This is a genomic window from Polaromonas sp. P1_F1 (genome assembly GCF_056405795.1).
Genome location: NZ_JBFUBJ010000007.1, coordinates 85,457 through 101,826, shown reverse-complemented (window position 1 = coordinate 101,826; position 16,370 = coordinate 85,457). Strand labels below are relative to the sequence as shown.

General features: G+C 62.2%; 5 protein-coding genes. 4 read left to right on the top strand and 1 reads right to left on the bottom strand.

Annotated elements, in window-relative coordinates; genetic code table 11:
* Positions 1-269: 269 nt before the first annotated feature.
* Together AC1DZE_RS18260 and AC1DZE_RS18255 are read left to right on the top strand one after the other, a co-directional pair.
* Positions 270-7,973, top strand: a complete 7,704-nt coding sequence (locus AC1DZE_RS18260; RefSeq protein ID WP_477700397.1) for a DUF7933 domain-containing protein — start codon at positions 270-272, stop codon at positions 7,971-7,973.
* Complete coding sequence (locus tag AC1DZE_RS18255) at positions 7,970-12,109, top strand: OmpA family protein (protein WP_477700396.1); 4,140 nt, start codon at positions 7,970-7,972, stop codon at positions 12,107-12,109. Before AC1DZE_RS18260 ends, AC1DZE_RS18255 begins: the two co-directional genes overlap by 4 nt.
* A 43-nt stretch (positions 12,110-12,152) precedes the next feature.
* Here the strand turns inward: AC1DZE_RS18255 and AC1DZE_RS18250 are convergent, their stop codons facing one another.
* A complete protein-coding gene (locus tag AC1DZE_RS18250; RefSeq protein ID WP_477670297.1) occupies positions 12,153-13,697 on the bottom strand; it encodes a YifB family Mg chelatase-like AAA ATPase in 1,545 nt (514 codons plus the stop codon).
* A gap of 581 nt (positions 13,698-14,278) precedes the next feature.
* On the opposite strand from AC1DZE_RS18250, the gene glnK reads away from it, so the two are divergent.
* A complete protein-coding gene (glnK, locus tag AC1DZE_RS18245; RefSeq protein ID WP_007873831.1) occupies positions 14,279-14,617 on the top strand; it encodes a P-II family nitrogen regulator in 339 nt (112 codons plus the stop codon).
* Between the two features lie 32 nt (positions 14,618-14,649).
* The gene (locus AC1DZE_RS18240) at positions 14,650-16,188 is read left to right on the top strand and encodes an ammonium transporter (RefSeq protein WP_477670296.1); all 1,539 of its coding nucleotides are present in this window, start codon (positions 14,650-14,652) and stop codon (positions 16,186-16,188) included.
* Positions 16,189-16,370: the final 182 nt, after the last annotated feature.

Here is a 16,370-nt window from a genome sequence, read left to right as displayed (position 1 = left end):
GCACAACGAAAAATTACAGAAAGAAACATATACAACTAATAGGGTTGTTAAAAAGTTCCACTTTTGTCACTTCAAACTAACAAAGTAGTAAATTTAGTATTAGAAAAAACGCAACATAGTTAATCTTCGCACTGTTTGTTACCGGTACGTTGTCTGACATGAGACATGCCGAGTAAACGCAGTGCGTCCTCTGCCAGCGTTGACTCGGTGCTCCTGCGGACTGCTTACCGGCACGGTTCCCAAGCATTCAAAGAGTCGAACTGCCTACTATGTTGTCCTCGAAATTTCTGGCGAAAGCCGCTGCCGGCTCCTTGCTTCGTGCTGCGGCTCTCGGATTGGCCATTGGATTGATGCCCGTTGCGGCCCAAGCCTTGACGGCTTCGGTGACCGCGATCATTCCGGCGCAAGGGATGTATCCCGGCGAGACGGCCACCTTGCGAATTACCCTGTCCAACAGCGATCCGGTGCCCGTCACCAATGTGGACTTCAGCAACAGCTTGCCTGGCCTTCTGCCCAACGGCCTCAGTGTTGCGTCTGCGGCCATCAATGGTTGCGGTGGGGCTTTAACCGCCAACCCGGGAACGCAGGCGCTTGCCCTGGCTGGCGGCACCATACCTGCCGCCGCCGGCGGGATTGACGGCCAGTGTGTCATCGACATTCCGGTCACGGTCGGCACCTCGACGGGTAACGCAACCTCCTACGCGTATCAAATCCTCAATGGTGCGGTGACCAGCAGCGGCGGCAGCAATGTAGGAGATGTCTCCCAGACCTTCGTGGTCAGGGCATTGCAGCAGCCGCAAATTTCAAAGGCATTCACCAGCTCGACGCTGGTGCTCGGCGGCGCTTCGACGCCTCTGACCATCACGCTGGTCAACCCGAACCCGGTGGCAATTTCCGGGTTCAGCATCACCGACAACTTTCCCCAGCTCGGCGGCAGCGCCATCATGAAGGTCGCGGCAGCGCCAGGCGCGAATGCAACGTGCACCAGCGGTCCGGTACCGGCCTTCAATCCCGCACCGGCAGCGGGCGCAACCAGTGTGACCGGCACCGGAGATCTGCCGGCGAACGGAAGTTGCACCTTCGTTGTGAACGTGGAGGCGAACCAGACCAACGGCCAGTTCTCGACCGGTGCCCAGAACAACATCATCAACCGGAGCACCGACTTCACCAATGTGCTTGGACTGCCCGCCCAGGCCAATGCGCAGGCCAGCGTGACGGTCCGGTCTCCGCTCGGTGTGTCCAAGGGCTTTACGCCCAGCACCTCCCTTTCAAGCGGTGCCTCGGGCTTTCTTACCCTTACCTTGAGCAATAGCGGCAATACGCCACTGACTGTCACCACCTTTGATGACACGCCGATCGACGGGATTGGTGGCGTCGACCCGACAAAAGGGTTAAACGTCACATCGGCGGTGACCAGCTGTGCGGGCGGCGCCGCTGCCGCGATCAACAGCAACAAAGGCGTCAGGCTGACCGGCGGGACCATTCCCGCCAATGGCAGCTGCACGGTGACAGTGAACTTCACCGCGGCTGTTCAGGCGAACGGCGTGCCGGTGACCTACACCAACAGCGTCCCCCAAGGCGCCGTGGATGTGGGCGACCCCGCCATCAAGAGCCAGGCGGTATCGGCCACCATCCTGGTTGCCGACGACCTCCGTGTTCTCAAATCGGTACAACCCACGACACCCGTGGCGCCGGGCAACCCGATCCAGTACCAGATCACCGTGCAAAACTTCGGCGCTGGTGCGATCAATACCGTATCGGTGACGGACAACTTCACCAACGGCCAGACATTCCTCACCGGCACGATCAACGGCCTTAATTACACGCCGACTGTCAGCGCCGCTTGCGGCAACGTCAACTCTGCGAGCCCACTGGGCAGCAATGCGCCGGTCTTTACCATCGACACCGTCCCGGCCCGCACCAGTGTCAGCGTACCGGGTGCCTGCACCATCACCGTGTGGGCCATGGCGTCCACTGTTGCGGTGGCCACCTCGAACAACGTCATCGCTGCCGGTGGGGTTTGCTACAACGGCGGCGCCACTTGCAACGGGGGTGCTTCCAATTCCACCAGCGTAGGCACCAACCCGCCCGTGCTCGCAGCAACGAAGGCGTTTGCCCAGTCCTCTCCCGGCGCCAGCACGTTTGCCGAGGGAACCATTGTCCGCATGACCATCACGCTGACGAACAAGTCGGCGAACCCACTGACCAACGTTGCGGTTTCGGATACTCTGCAATTGGCAACCAGCGGTGGGGGCCAGCTCCGCATCGCAAATCCGGCCAACGCGGCAAGCACCTGCGGCGCCCCCGCCATCACGGCGGTTGCCGGCTCCACTTCGATCGGCATCACCGGCGGCACCGTTCCGGCTCGCGCCAACAACGGCACGGGTGCGGACGGCAGCTGTAACTTGCAGGTGGATGTCGTAGGGCCGGCCGGCGTTTATAACAACACCGCGACGGTCGACGGCACCGAAACCTACGGGAACGGCACGACACACACACTGGGTACGGTATCAACCAACACCCCCCAGCTGACCTACACCTCCGCACTGACCGCGAACAAGAGCTTCAATCCATCCAGCGTGTCCTCGGGCGGCAAATCAACGGTCGCGGTTCAGCTCCTGAATTCGAGCGCGCTCGCGCTGACAAACGTCAGTGTGACCGATCCGCTCCCGGCGGGCATGGTGCTGGCCACTCCGCCCAATGCGCAGACGACCTGCGCGGGAAGCACATCCATCACGGCTGTTGCAGGGGCAGGCAGCGCAACCCTGACCGGTGCGAATGTGGCGGGCGGCGGAAATTGCGCCTTCCTGTTTGATGTGGTGGCAACAGGTGCCGCGAACTGGGTCAACAGCATCCCTCCCAACGGCATCCTCGCGGACGGCGGCGTGCGTAACGTCACCGCCGTTGTCGGCACGCTGCTTTTCAATGCTCCTACCGGCCTGGCCGTCAGCAAAACGACTTCCATCAGTTCCCTGGCTTTCCCCGGCCAGGTGAGCCGGCTGACGATCAACATATCCAACGGGTCCCAGGCGGTTACCAACCTGGATATCACCGACTACTTCACGGTCGGCGGTGTTGCAGGCGGCACCAACAATGGGTGGGTGGTGACGCCTACCCCGGCAACCGCAACGACATGCCCGGCCGGTGTCGTAACCGCTGCGGCAGGTGCGCGATCGGTCCGTTTGTCAGGGGCAAACCTGGCTGCAAACGCGACCTGCCAGGTATCGGTCAACGTGACGTCTGCCGTGACCGGTGGCAACACGAACACCATTCCGCCGGGTGCCATCATCACCGACCAGAATCTGACCAATGCCAACCCGGCAACGACCAGCCTGGCGATCAGCACGAACATTGGCATCGTCAAGCAGTTCACGCCTAACGTGGTGGCGCCGGGTACCCGGTCCCGCTTGCGCATCACTTTCTATAACCCGCTTTCACAGCCCGTCAGCGACCTGGCGGTCACCGACACCTTGCCGGCTGGTGTGACCGTTCCCAGTGGCGCGAATCCGACGACGACATGCCAGGGTGCGACGGTCTCTTCGACGGTCAACACGGTGCAGCTTTCGGGCGGCATCATCGTCGCCGCGGCCGGAAATGTGCCGGCAACCTGCCAGGTTGAAATCGACGTCTTTGTGGCGGCGCAAGGCGACTATGTCAATACCATTCCAGCCAACGCACTAACGGCAACCGCGGGCGGCAATGCCCTGGCGAACACCCAGCCTACGAGCGATACGCTGCGCGCGAGGTCACCAGTTGTGGTGCACAAGGCTTTCAGCGCCCGCACGCTGGACGCAGGCAATCCTGTCGGGTTCACGACCGGGTCCGACACCAAGGCGCCCGGTGCGGCGGCGGTCATGACGATCCGTTTCGACAATCCCAACAACACGCTGCTCAACGGCATGACCCTGACGGACGCATTGCCCGCCGGACTTGTCGTCGCGCCTACGCCGGCGGCGGCCACGACCTGTGCAGGCGGCACTGTTGTTGCCGCAGCGTCCGCCACCAGCGTTCGCCTGACCGGGGCCACACTCGCAGCCAATGGGTTCTGTACCGTCACGGTGAATGTTCTGAGCAACATTTCGGGCGTGTACACCAACACCATCCCGACCGGGAGCATTACTACCACCGAGGGCGTCACCAACCAGGAGCCCACCAGCGCACAGCTCATTACCTCCACCCCGCCGACCGTCGGCAAGCAGTTCACCCCTGCGGTGATCCCACCGAGCGGCGTATCGCGCCTGAGCATCGTCATCGGCAACACGAATGCCGCAGCAATGACCTTGAGCGCGGATTTTGACGACGTCCTGCCGACGGCACCCGGCCAGATCCGTTTGACGGCAGCTCCGGGCATGACGACCTCCTGCGGTGGAACTGTCGTGGCTGCCGCCAACGCCACCAGCGTGAGGCTCAATAGCGGCGGCACGATCCCCGCAGGTGGTTGTACGATTGATGTCAATGTGACGGGGCTGACGGCTGGCGTACACACCAACAACATTCCCGCCGGTGCCCTACAAACGAATCTGGGCAACAACCAGGCGCCTGCCAATGCGACGTTGACGATCAGCACCCTTGGCTACATCTCCGGCAAGGTTTTCAGAGACAACAACGTCACGCCCAACGGCACCTTTCAGAACGGCACCGACACGGGGATCGCCGGGGTCGGCATTGAACTGCGCAGCGGCGCAAACTGCAGTGGCGCACTGCTGACGACAGGAACCACCGATGCGCTCGGCAACTACCTGTTCTCCTCACTGGCTGCCGGCAGCTACTCCGTTTGCCAGCCGGCGCAGCCCGCGGGAACCACCAATGGCATCACGACCGCCGGCCCCATCAGTGGCATCAATGGCAGCACGGGTTCAGCCGGTACGGCATCCAACCCCACGGCTACCACCAGCCAGATCACCAACGTGGTTCTCAATGGTGACGGCGGAGCCGCCGAAATTTCGGGCTCCGCCAACAACAACTTTGCCGAAGTCGTTCCTTCGACCATTTCGGGCAAGGTGTTCAAGGACCTGAACAACAATGGCGCGCAGGACGGCGCGGATGATCCGCTCGCAGGCGTCACCATCGAGCTACGGGACGCAGGCAATGCGCTGGTCGCGACCACGGTCACCGATGCGGCGGGCAGCTATTCGTTCGGCAACCTTTTGCCTGGAACTTACAGCGTGGTGGAGCCCGCACAACCTGCCGGCACCTCTAACGGCATTACCACCGCGGGCGCTGTTCCGAACGGCGGAACACCCGGAACGGCGACCACACCGGCTGTCACACCGAGCCGGATCAGCAGCATCGTGCTGCCGCCCACTACGGTTTCGAGCGGCAACAACTTCGCCGAGGTGTCCAATGGCGGCACGATTTCCGGCAAGGTCTTCCTGGACTATGACAACAGCGGCCTGATGAATGGAAGCGATCACGGCATCGGCGGACAGACGATCAATCTGACGGGCACCGACATCAATGGGCTCGCTGTCTCCAGGTCAACGGTCACGCTGGCCGACGGTACCTATAGCTTTACGGGGCTCGCGCAGGGGACCTATACCGTGACGCAGCCCCTGCCGCAGGCCACCGGCACGACCAATGGCCAGACCATCGCGGGCAGTACCGGCGGAACGGCGACCTTGCCGGCCAACCCGGTGTCCTCGATTTCGACGATTCCACTCGCCAGCGCGAATGCCGTGTCAGCTGACAACAATTTCGCTGAAATCCCGGGCAATGCGCCTGACCTGGCGATCGCCAAAACGCACGCGCCGGTCAGCTTCGCCCAGGGATCCAGCACAGGCTTCTACACCATCACCGTTTCCAATGTCGGCGCAGCGGCAACGTCCGCCACCGTGACGGTGGTCGACACCCTGCCTGTGGGTATGACTGTAGCTGCCGTCAATGGCGGCGCAACCTGGTCCTGCTCCAACACCGCAACCACCGTCACCTGCAACACCAACAGCGTGATCGCCTCCGGTGCCACAGTGCCCGTCATCACGGTACGTGTTGCGGTGGCTGCCGGTTTGTCCGGACAGGTCCTGGTGAACACGGCGGTGGTCTCCGGCGGCAATGAGCCCAGCGGCTTTTCCGGCAACAACACGGCAACCGACCCCACGGCGATCTCCGACGTGGCGGCGGTGCAAGGCAGCGTGTGGCGCGACCTCAACCATGACCGTATCAAGGACCCAGGTGAACCATTGGTCCCGGGCTGGATCGTCGAGCTGACACTCGGCGGCGTGGTGGTGGGCACCACAACCTCCGATGCAAATGGCGCTTACAGCTTTTCCAGTGTGGCGCCGGGCTCGGGTTACCAAATCCGCTTTCGGGAGCCCACAAGCGGGCGCATCTATGGACGCCCGGTGCCCAATGAGACCGGATTGCCCTATACGAATGGACAGGTGAATTCGACCTCCAATCCGGCCGGTGCGAACAATACCGACGGAACGTTAAGAGGCCTCACGCTAACCGCCGGTACCACAACCTTGGCCCAGAGCCTGCCGCTGGATCCGAGCGGAGTGATCTACGACGCGGTCAGCCGTCAGCCTGTACCCAACGCCATCGTCACACTCTCGGCCCCAGGCCTCACCGCAGCCGATGTGATTGGCGGCAGCCTGACGCAGACGACGGGCGCTGATGGTTCTTACCAGTTCCTGTTGCTGGGCGGTGCTCCGGCAGGCGCGACCTTGTACACACTGACGGTGACGTCGCCACCGGGTTACCTGCCCGGTCCGTCGGCGATCATTCCAGCCTGTACCGCGACCCTGGGCGTGGGCCTGGCGCCTCCGAGCCCAGATCCGGCGTTGGTGCAGAACAGCAACTTCGCACCCACAGCGGGCGTGCCGCTGCACAACCCCGCAGCTTGCCCCAACAACACCCTTGCCCTTGCGGGCGGTGCGGCCACGACCCAGTACTTCTACACGTTCACTTTTGCCGCAGTACCAGGCTCGGCCAACGTGTTGAATAACCACATCCCGCTGGACCCGGTGCTGGGCGGCGCAATTGTGATGACAAAGAGCACGCCGCTGGTCAATGTGGTCCGCGGCGACCTGGTGCCGTACAACATCACGGCGACCAACACGCTGAATGCGGTGCTCGGCAACATCAACATCGTGGATGTGATTCCGGCGGGCTTCAGGTATCGCACCGGCTCGGCATCGCTCAACGGCGTGGCACTTGAGCCCACGGTGAGCGGACGCAATCTCACCTGGGCCGGCCAGACGTTTACCGCAGGTGAGCGCAAAACGCTTCGCATGCTGCTGGTGGTGGGCAGCGGTGTGTCGGAAGGCACTTACGTGAATCAGGTCGCAGCCCGCAATGCGCTGGTCAACGCCCAGGTGTCCAACACCGCCACAGCGACGGTGCGTGTGGTTCCCGATCCCACCTTCGATTGCTCCGACATCATCGGCAAGGTCTTTGACGACAAGAACGCCAACGGCTACCAGGACGAGGGGGAGCCGGGCATCGCGAATGTCCGCATTGCAACTGCGCGCGGGTTGCTGGTTACCAGCGACCATGATGGACGTTTCCACGTGGCTTGCGCGGCAATCCCGAACGCTGATCGCGGTTCCAACTTCGTGATGAAGGTGGACGAAAGAACCCTGCCTTCGGGCTATCGGTTGACAACCGAAAACCCGCGTGATGTACGGGTGACACGCGGCAAGATGGTGAAGCTCAATTTCGGCGCGACGGTCCATCGTGTGGTCCGGCTCGAACTCTCCGGCTCTGCATTCCTGAACGACGGCACGGAGTTACAGCCTGCGTATCTCGCGGTGCTGGAAAAGCTGCCTTCGCAACTCGCGACACGTCCATCCATCCTGCGCATTGCCTATCACCGAGGCGCCGAGGCGGCGGGGCTTGCGGAAAAACGCGTGTCGGCGATCGGTGACCGGATACAGGTCTTGTGGAAGGAAAGACGAAAGAAGGAGCGCGCGGAAACAGACAGTGAACCCCTCCATCCCTTGATGATTGAAACCGAGCTGGAGTCGGCGAAATGAATTTCCGTACACACACCATTGCAGTAGCCGTCAGCGTCCTTTGTGCAGGGTCTTCTGTATGGGCCGCCACCGAAGTCAGCGGCAAGCGAATTGACAATGGCCGTATCGACCTGTTCTCGGTGCCGCCGCCTGCGGAGGTGCAGCCGGCCATCAACTACCCGTTGCCTTCGGGCGTTACGCGGGAAGAGGCGGCAGGCATGCGCAGCCGCGCAGCGCAGTTGCCGCAGAGCGTGGCCTCCGTCAACAAGGCGCTGGAAGAAGCCAGGGGCCAGAGCCTTTTTGTGTCGGGCAAGGCCGAGTTGCTGCCCGCCGCCAAAGCATCCATTGAGGCGCTAGCCGCCGAGATACGCGCCAAGGGCGCGTCGTCTCCCGGTATGCGCATTGCTGTTGTCGGGCACACAGACAACCAGCGATTGGCGCCGGAGACAAAGCGGATATTCAAGGACAACCAGGGGCTTTCCGAGGCCCGCGCCCTGGCCGTTGCAGCCTATCTCAAGCAGCAGCTGAACAATCCCGCCATCACCTATTCGATCGAGGGTGCAGGCGAGAACAAACCGTTGGCATCGAACGCGACGCCTGAAGGGATGGCCCGCAATCGCCGCGTCGAGCTGCGCGTGTGGTTCGAGGCCGTAGCGCCGGCAGCCGTTCCTGTTCCGCTGGCGGCCGCCAAGCCCTGCACGCCACAGGCCGTGGGGCAGTCCACTGTGCCGTTTCGCATCACGATTGATGGCGAGCCTATCAATGCCTCCGAGATTCCCAATGAAGCAGATGGTCAGCGGTGCGCTGACGTCGCGCTCGAGAAGGCTGACATCCAGGTGCGTTATGACAGCCTGGCCATTGCGCCGGTGATGAATGCCTGGGCCACACCCAATGCAGCGGTCAAGGGCGAGGTGGTGGAGTTCCGGGCCTGGGCGAACTACATTCCCTGGATCAAAAAAGCCGAACTGCGGCTTTTCCGTGCAGGGCAGAAAACACAGGAGCAGCCTTTTGAGGTCGTGCCCATCACATGGTCAGGCGCGCTCAACTGGACCGTTCCGGCCAATACGGCCGGCGACCAGGTGTTCTACCTCCTGCGTGTTTATGACGCCCAGGGGCGTTTCGATGAGACCAGTCTGAAATCCCTGAACCTTCTGGTGCGCGCCATGCCGGTCAATGAAGATGCGGAGAAGCTCGAGCGCGAACGGCTGACGGGGTATGGCGAAAACAGCCTGGCGCTGCGCAATATTCCGGTGACCGGCGGCACCGTCACGGTCAACGGCACCAATCTCAAGCCGGGCCAGCGCATCGAAGCGCTGGGGCTGGAACTGCCGATCGATGCGCAGGGCAAGTTCGCCATGAAACAAATCATGCCGGCAGGTCCGCAGTCTGTAGAGGTGACGCTGAAAGAGTCGGACGGGCGCGCAAGCAACTTCCGCCGCAACCTCAACATCGCCGCGGATGACTGGTTTTACCTGGCACTGGGGGATTTGACGGTCGGGAAAAACAATGTCTCCGGGCCCGCCAAACTGGTGACCGGGGACTTAAGTCACTATGAAGACAAGGTGTATGTTGATGGCCGTGCCGCTTTCTACCTCAAGGGAAAAATCAAGGGCGAATGGCTGCTGACGGCTTCGGCCGATACCCGGGAAGGTCCTATCGAGGACCTGTTTTCCAACTTCTCCAGCAAGGATCCCAAATACCTTCTGCGCAGTATTGACCCCAACCTCTACTACCCCGTTTACGGTGATGACAGCACAACGGTGGATGATGCGCCGACGCAGGGCAAGTTTTTTGTCAAACTGCAAAAAGGCGACTCGCACGTCATGTGGGGTAACTTCCAGACCTCGTGGAGCGGGACGGAGCTGATGCAGTACTCGCGCGGCCTCTATGGCGCGCAGGTGCGCTACCGCTCTGAAGATGCCACGACCTATGGCGAAAAACAGACCCAGATTGATGCTTTTGCCGCCGATCCGGGAACGCTGGCTTCGCGCGAGGAATTTCGCGGCACGGGAGGCTCGCTCTACTACCTGCGCCACCTCGACATCACACAGGGCTCGGAGCGCGTCTGGATCGAGGTCCGCGACAAGGACTCCGGCATGGTGATCGAGCGCCGCGAACTCGCGCCTACGCAGGATTACGAGATCAACTACCTTCAAGGCCGTATCCTGTTGCAATCGCCCCTGTCGGCGACCGGCGCCGGCGCCGGCCTGATCATGGCGTCTGCGGTAGGCGGCCAGCCGGTCTACCTCGTGACGACATACGAGTTTGCACCCGGCGTCACGGCCATCAACAACCTGTCGACCGGCATTCGCGCGAGCCAATGGCTGAACGACCATGTGCAGCTGGGCGCCAGCAGCTACCACCAGGGCGAAACAGGCTCCAGTCAGACGCTCAAGGGGATCGACGGGACGCTGCGCTACAAGCCCGGCACCTGGCTGAAGTTTGAGGCGGCACGTTCCAAGGGGCCGGGCAATGGCGCCCAAACCTCTCTTGATGGCGGCTTTGGATTTAACACGCTGAACAACGGCGGCATCCAGTCGGCCGGCGCAGAACGTCTGGAAGGCTCGGTGGATCTCGCCGAAGTCACCGACAGCATGAAGGGGAAGATCACCTCTTATGTCCAGAACCGTGACCGCGGTTATTCGGCCCCGGGGCAGATTGGCATAGGCGGTGAGGCGGTCCGGCAGGCCGGTGCCGCTGCCGATGTGGAGCTTGTTCCGGGCACGCGCGTGCTGGTCAAGGCAGACAAGCGCGACGGCGATCTGCAGAATAACCAGAACGCCGAACTTGCGGTGCGGCAGACGCTGAACAGCGAATGGGAAGTCGCTGTCGGGGTCCGTGCGGACGATCGTTCCAATGTCACGCCAAATGCCAGCCCGTTGCTTTCCCAGACCGGATCGCGCACGGATGCGCAGGTGAGGGCGGATTACCGGCCTGATCGTGCGGGTGGGAAACCCGGGGAAAAAGAAAACTGGGAAGCTTACGGTTACGTTCAGGGGACGCTGGAGCGTGACGATACGCGCGACCCCAACAACCGCGTCGGCCTGGGTGGCGCACTGCAAGTCAGCGAACGCGTGAAGCTCAGCGGCGAAGCATCCGGCGGCAGCATGGGCGCCGGCGGCAAGCTGGGCGCCGACTACCGCATCTCCGACCGGAGCAATGCCTATCTGGCGTACACGATGGAAACAGAAAGCCCGGATGTCGCGTGGCGCGGCCGCCAAGGGACGCTGGTCTCTGGTGCAAGCACCCGCGTGTCCGATCAATTGCGGGTGTTCGGCGAGGGCCGTGCAGTCAATGGGGCCGGCCCGCAAAGCTTGACGCAAGCCTTTGGCATGGACTGGTCGCCTAATGACCGCTGGAACTGGGGCGCCAAGGTCGAGTTCGGAACCGTGTCCGACCCATTGGCCGGTGACCTCAGGCGCCGTGCGCTCGGTGGCTCTGTCGGCTACAAAAAGGACAGCCTGAAATACAGCGGTAATCTTGAGTGGCGCAACGACCGGAGCAATGTGTCCGGCGAACGTACCACCTGGCTGATGCGCAACACGGTGGGCATGCAGGTGGACCCTGCCTGGCGCGTGCTGGGCAAGCTCAATGTCTCGCGTTCAAGCAACAGCCAGGGGGCCTTTGTCGACGGTAACTACCATGAGTTTGTGCTGGGCAGCGCCTACCGGCCGGTTGACAACGACCGCTGGAACACCCTGTTCAAGTACACCAACCTGCACAACGTGCCGACCGCGGGCCAGCTGACCCCTTCGGGCCAGGCGGCCGACTACGCGCAGCGCAGCCAGGTGTTTTCCGTCGACACAATTTACGACGTGAAGCCGTGGCTTTCCGTCGGCGCCAAATACGCGTTCCGCGTCGGCGAGCTGAAAATGCCGGTTGCCGGCGGGGAGTGGTTCTCCAGCCGTGCTGATCTTCTGATCTTCCGGGCGGATCTTCACCTGGTCAAGGAGTGGGACGCCCTGATTGAATGGCGCAACCTGCGCGCCACGGAGGCGCAGGATGCAAAAGCCGGCATGCTCCTCGGTGTCTATCGCCACCTTGGCAAGGGGGTGAAGGTTGGGGTGGGATACAACTTCACCAAGTATTCCGATGACCTGACCGACCTGTCTTACCGCAGTCGGGGCTGGTTCCTGAATGTGCTTGCCACTTATTGAGCGATTGAGTTAGTCGGGCTTTTGCGCGGCTCGGCGGCCCTGGTCAATGGGCTGCCTTGAGCGCCCGACGGTACTGCACGGCTTCCGCGACGTGGACGACCTGGACGGCCTGTGCGCCTGCGAGGTCGGCAATTGTCCTGGCCACTTTCAGGCAGCGATGGATGCTGCGGCCTGACCACCCCAACCGCGCTGCTGCGGTGTTCAGGAATTTCGCGGCTGCGTCATCGAGCTGGCATTGCGCATCAATGGCCTGGCCTTCCAGCGCCTGGTTGGTGGTGCCCTGCCGGGCAATAGCACGATCACGTGCCGTGGCAACCCGGGCCCTGATAACGGCAGTGGCTTCGCCCGGCGGCGCGTTGACCAGTTCATCGGCTGCAAGCGCACCCACCTCAACATGCAGGTCGATGCGGTCCAGCAGCGGGCCGCTGAGCTTGCCCTGGTAACGCGATACCTGTTCGGGCGAACAACGGCAAGCCCGCAAGCTCGAGCCGAGGTAACCGCAGGGGCAAGGGTTCATCGCTGCGACCAGCTGAAAGCGCGCCGGGAACTCGGCGCGCTGGGCGGCTCGCGAAATGGTGATGGTGCCGGACTCCAGCGGTTCACGAAGGGCTTCCAGGGCTGCCCGCGGAAACTCCGGGAGTTCATCCAGAAACAGGATGCCGCGGTGCGCCAGGGAAATTTCACCAGGCCGCGGCGGGGAACCACCACCGACAAGCGCAACGGCGCTGGCCGTGTGGTGCGGCGCGCAGGTGGGGCGTATCGCCCATTTGTCCAGCGTGAACCGGCCGCCCAATGACGCCACCGCTGCGCTTTCCAGTGCTTCTTCGGTGGTCATGGCCGGCAGCAGGCCTGCAAAGCGCTGTGCCAGCATGGATTTTCCGGAGCCTGGGGCGCCCATCATCAGTACGCTGTGCCCGCCGGTCGCGGCAATTTCCAGGGCGCGCCGGGCCGCCGCCTGGCCTTTGACGTCGGCCAGATCAGGATATGGGGACTGCCCCGAAGGCACGATCGGCTTGACGCGAGACCAGCCTTCCCCTGCTTCAGTCGGGGTGTCGCCCGGCAAAAATTGCCTCACCACATCGAGCAAATGGTGCGCCTGAAAGATTTCGGCGCCGGGGACCAACGCTGCTTCCTGGGCACTGGCCTCTGGCAGAACCAGCTTCGGCAATTTCTCGGCGGCAAGCCGTGCCGGGCGCGCCAGGGCGAGGCTCATGGCAAGCGCTCCCCGAATGGGACGCAAGTCGCCGCCCAGCGACAACTCGCCGGCGAACTCATAGCCTTCCAGTTTGCGGGCGTCGATCTGGCCGCTGGCCGCCAGGATTCCGAGCGCGATGGGCAGATCGAAACGGCCGGAATCCTTGGGAAGATCAGCGGGTGCCAGATTGACCGTAATGCGTTTATTGGCGGGAAATTCCAGTCCGGCGTTCTGGATGGCCGAGCGCACGCGTTCACGCGCTTCCTTGACTTCCGTTTCCGCAAGCCCGACCAGCGTAAAGCTGGGCAAACCGTTGGCAAGATGCACCTCCACCTGCACGGGCCTTGCTTCCAGGCCCAACAAGGCGCGGCTATGCACTAAAGACAAGCTCATTCGAAACTTCCTCCCTCAGAGGCGGCATCACAACTGAACCCGAGGCCATCCCGGGTTGCAGGTGCACCATACCTTCACCTAAGACGAGTATCGCCTAGCGAGAGAAGCCACCCGCTGGTTCACCAGAAAGGTGTGCCCCGCTGCATCCGATAGTGGCACTCACTTTCGTCTCGTGCACTTGCCTGGTTGTGTCAGTACCAGGATCCGCCGTGGCATTCTTGCCGCCGATCTCCTGGTGCTGGCCGTCCCAGAAACGAACGTTGCAGAAGACCGCCGTGCACTAAAGACAGGCTTGGTGATGCCTTTTTAGCTTAATGCTCCAAAATTGTGCGCTTGATTGCCCTTTATTGGTGCATCGTATCCGGCGCGATTCGCGGAGGTTCGCTCGAAGTTCAGGGGCGGGCCGGTCATCCATGCAAAGCGTCTTTGGCACGTTACCTGCTAAGAAGTCCACGCAAGTTGCCAACCTTTGGAGCTTCTACGGAGACTCCATCAGCAATGACTCGTACAAAAGCCTTAATCCGGCTGAGGTGGTGCTTGACGATGCTGCTTCCCTATTCATCCCTGGAGGAACCCTGAAAATGAAACTCGTAACGGCCATCATTAAACCGTTCAAGCTGGACGAAGTGCGTGAAGCGCTTTCCGGCATTGGCGTGCAAGGCATTACTGTGACTGAAGTCAAAGGCTTCGGCCGCCAGAAAGGCCATACCGAGCTGTACCGCGGTGCAGAGTATGTCGTCGATTTTCTGCCCAAGGTCAAGATCGAAGCAGCAGTCTCCGACGATCTGGTGGATCGCGTGATTGAAGCGGTTGAGGGCGCCGCCCGCACCGGCAAGATCGGCGACGGCAAGGTTTTTGTTTACAACCTCGAGCAGGTCGTGCGCATCCGTACCGGTGAAACCGGCAAGGAAGCGCTGTAAGGCTTACCCCAAAAAACGAAGAGAACATAGACATGAAAAAACTACTTGCCTCCCTTGTACTGGGACTGAGCCTGCTGACGACCGGCGCCGTGATGGCGCAGGCCCCGGCAGCTGCACCCGCCGCTTCCGCTGCAGAAGCCAAGCCGGCTGAAGCTGCTGCTTCCGCCGCCGCGCCTGCCGCAGCGACAGCACCCGCCGCTGCAGCTGCAGCCTCTGCACCGGCTGCCGCCGCGCCCGTTCCCAACAAAGGCGACACCGCCTGGATGATGGTTTCCACGCTGCTGGTCATCATGATGACCGTGCCTGGCCTGGCCCTGTTCTACGGCGGTCTGGTCCGCAGCAAGAACATGCTGTCCGTCCTGATGCAGGTCATGGTGACGTTCTCGATGATCGTCGTGCTGTGGTTTATCTATGGCTACAGCCTGGCTTTCACCGAAGGCAACGCCTTCTTCGGCGGCTTCGACCGGCTCTTCATGAAGGGCATCTGGGACAACGTCGCGGGCACCTTTGCCAATGGCGCCACCTTCAGCAAGGGTGTCGTGATCCCCGAGATCGTGTTCGCAGCCTTCCAGGCCACTTTTGCCGGCATCACCTGCGCGCTGATCGTTGGCGCCTTTGCCGAACGCATCAAGTTCTCCGCAGTGCTGCTGTTCATGGCGATCTGGTTCACCTTCAGCTATGCACCTATTGCCCACATGGTCTGGTTCTGGATGGGCCCTGACGCCTACACCGGCAAGGAAGTCGCCGACGCCATGAGCGCCAAGGGCGGTTATATCTGGCAAATGGGCGCCCTGGATTTTGCAGGCGGTACCGTGGTGCACATCAACGCCGCTGTCGCCGGCCTGGTAGGCGCCTTCTGCATAGGCAAGCGTATCGGCTACGGCAAGGAAGCCATGGCCCCTCACAGCCTCACGTTGACCATGGTTGGCGCCGCATTGCTGTGGGTGGGCTGGTTCGGCTTCAACGCCGGCTCCGCCCTGGAAGCCAACGGTTTCGCCGCCCTGGCCTTCATCAACACGCTGGGTGCTACCGCTGCCGCTGTGCTGGCATGGTGCGTCGGTGAAGCGCTGATGCGCGGCAAGGCCTCGATGCTGGGTGCAGCGTCCGGCGCTGTCGCCGGCCTGGTGGCCATCACGCCCGCAGCCGGCAACGTCGGCATCGGCGGCGGCCTCATCATCGGCCTGATCGCCGGCTTCGCCTGCCTCTGGGGTGTGAACGGCCTGAAGAAACTGCTGGGCGCTGACGACTCGCTCGACGTGTTCGGCGTGCATGGCGTGGGTGGTATTCTGGGCGCGCTGCTCACCGGCGTCTTCAACTCGCCAGCCCTGGGTGGCCCAAGCTTCGTGGGTGACTGGGTGACCGCCACGGCCGTGACGCCTGACGCTTACACCATCGCCGGCCAGGTCTGGATCCAGGCCAAGGCCGTGCTGATCACCATCGTCTGGTCCGGTGTGGTTTCCTTCATCGCCTACAAGGTGGTTGACCTCACGATTGGCCTGCGCGTCAGCGAAGAAGACGAACGCGAAGGCCTGGACATCACCTCGCACGGTGAGACCGCCTACAACCGTTAATTCATAGTCAGACGAATTCGGGCTGCCCCAGGGCAGCCCCCTGATTGAGTATCTCCTTTGGATGTTCAGCCCGCTGGCGCAAGCCGGTGGGCTGTTTTTTTTGACGCGTGCCTTGTGGGCGTTGCACGATCGCCGGGATTCGGCTGCGGGGGCCGTTTCCGGCGGCGGCCCTGCCGGTGCTA

Excerpts from the sequence above, each read along its gene's own strand:
- AC1DZE_RS18240 (WP_477670296.1), top strand. The coding sequence starts at position 14,650 with ATGAAAAAACTACTTGCCTCCCTTGTACTGGGACTGAGCCTGCTGACG.
- AC1DZE_RS18260 (WP_477700397.1), top strand. The coding sequence starts at position 270 with ATGTTGTCCTCGAAATTTCTGGCGAAAGCCGCTGCCGGCTCCTTGCTT.
- glnK (WP_007873831.1), top strand. The coding sequence starts at position 14,279 with ATGAAACTCGTAACGGCCATCATTAAACCGTTCAAGCTGGACGAAGTG.
- AC1DZE_RS18255 (WP_477700396.1), top strand. The coding sequence starts at position 7,970 with ATGAATTTCCGTACACACACCATTGCAGTAGCCGTCAGCGTCCTTTGT.
- AC1DZE_RS18250 (WP_477670297.1), bottom strand. The coding sequence starts at position 13,697 with ATGAGCTTGTCTTTAGTGCATAGCCGCGCCTTGTTGGGCCTGGAAGCA.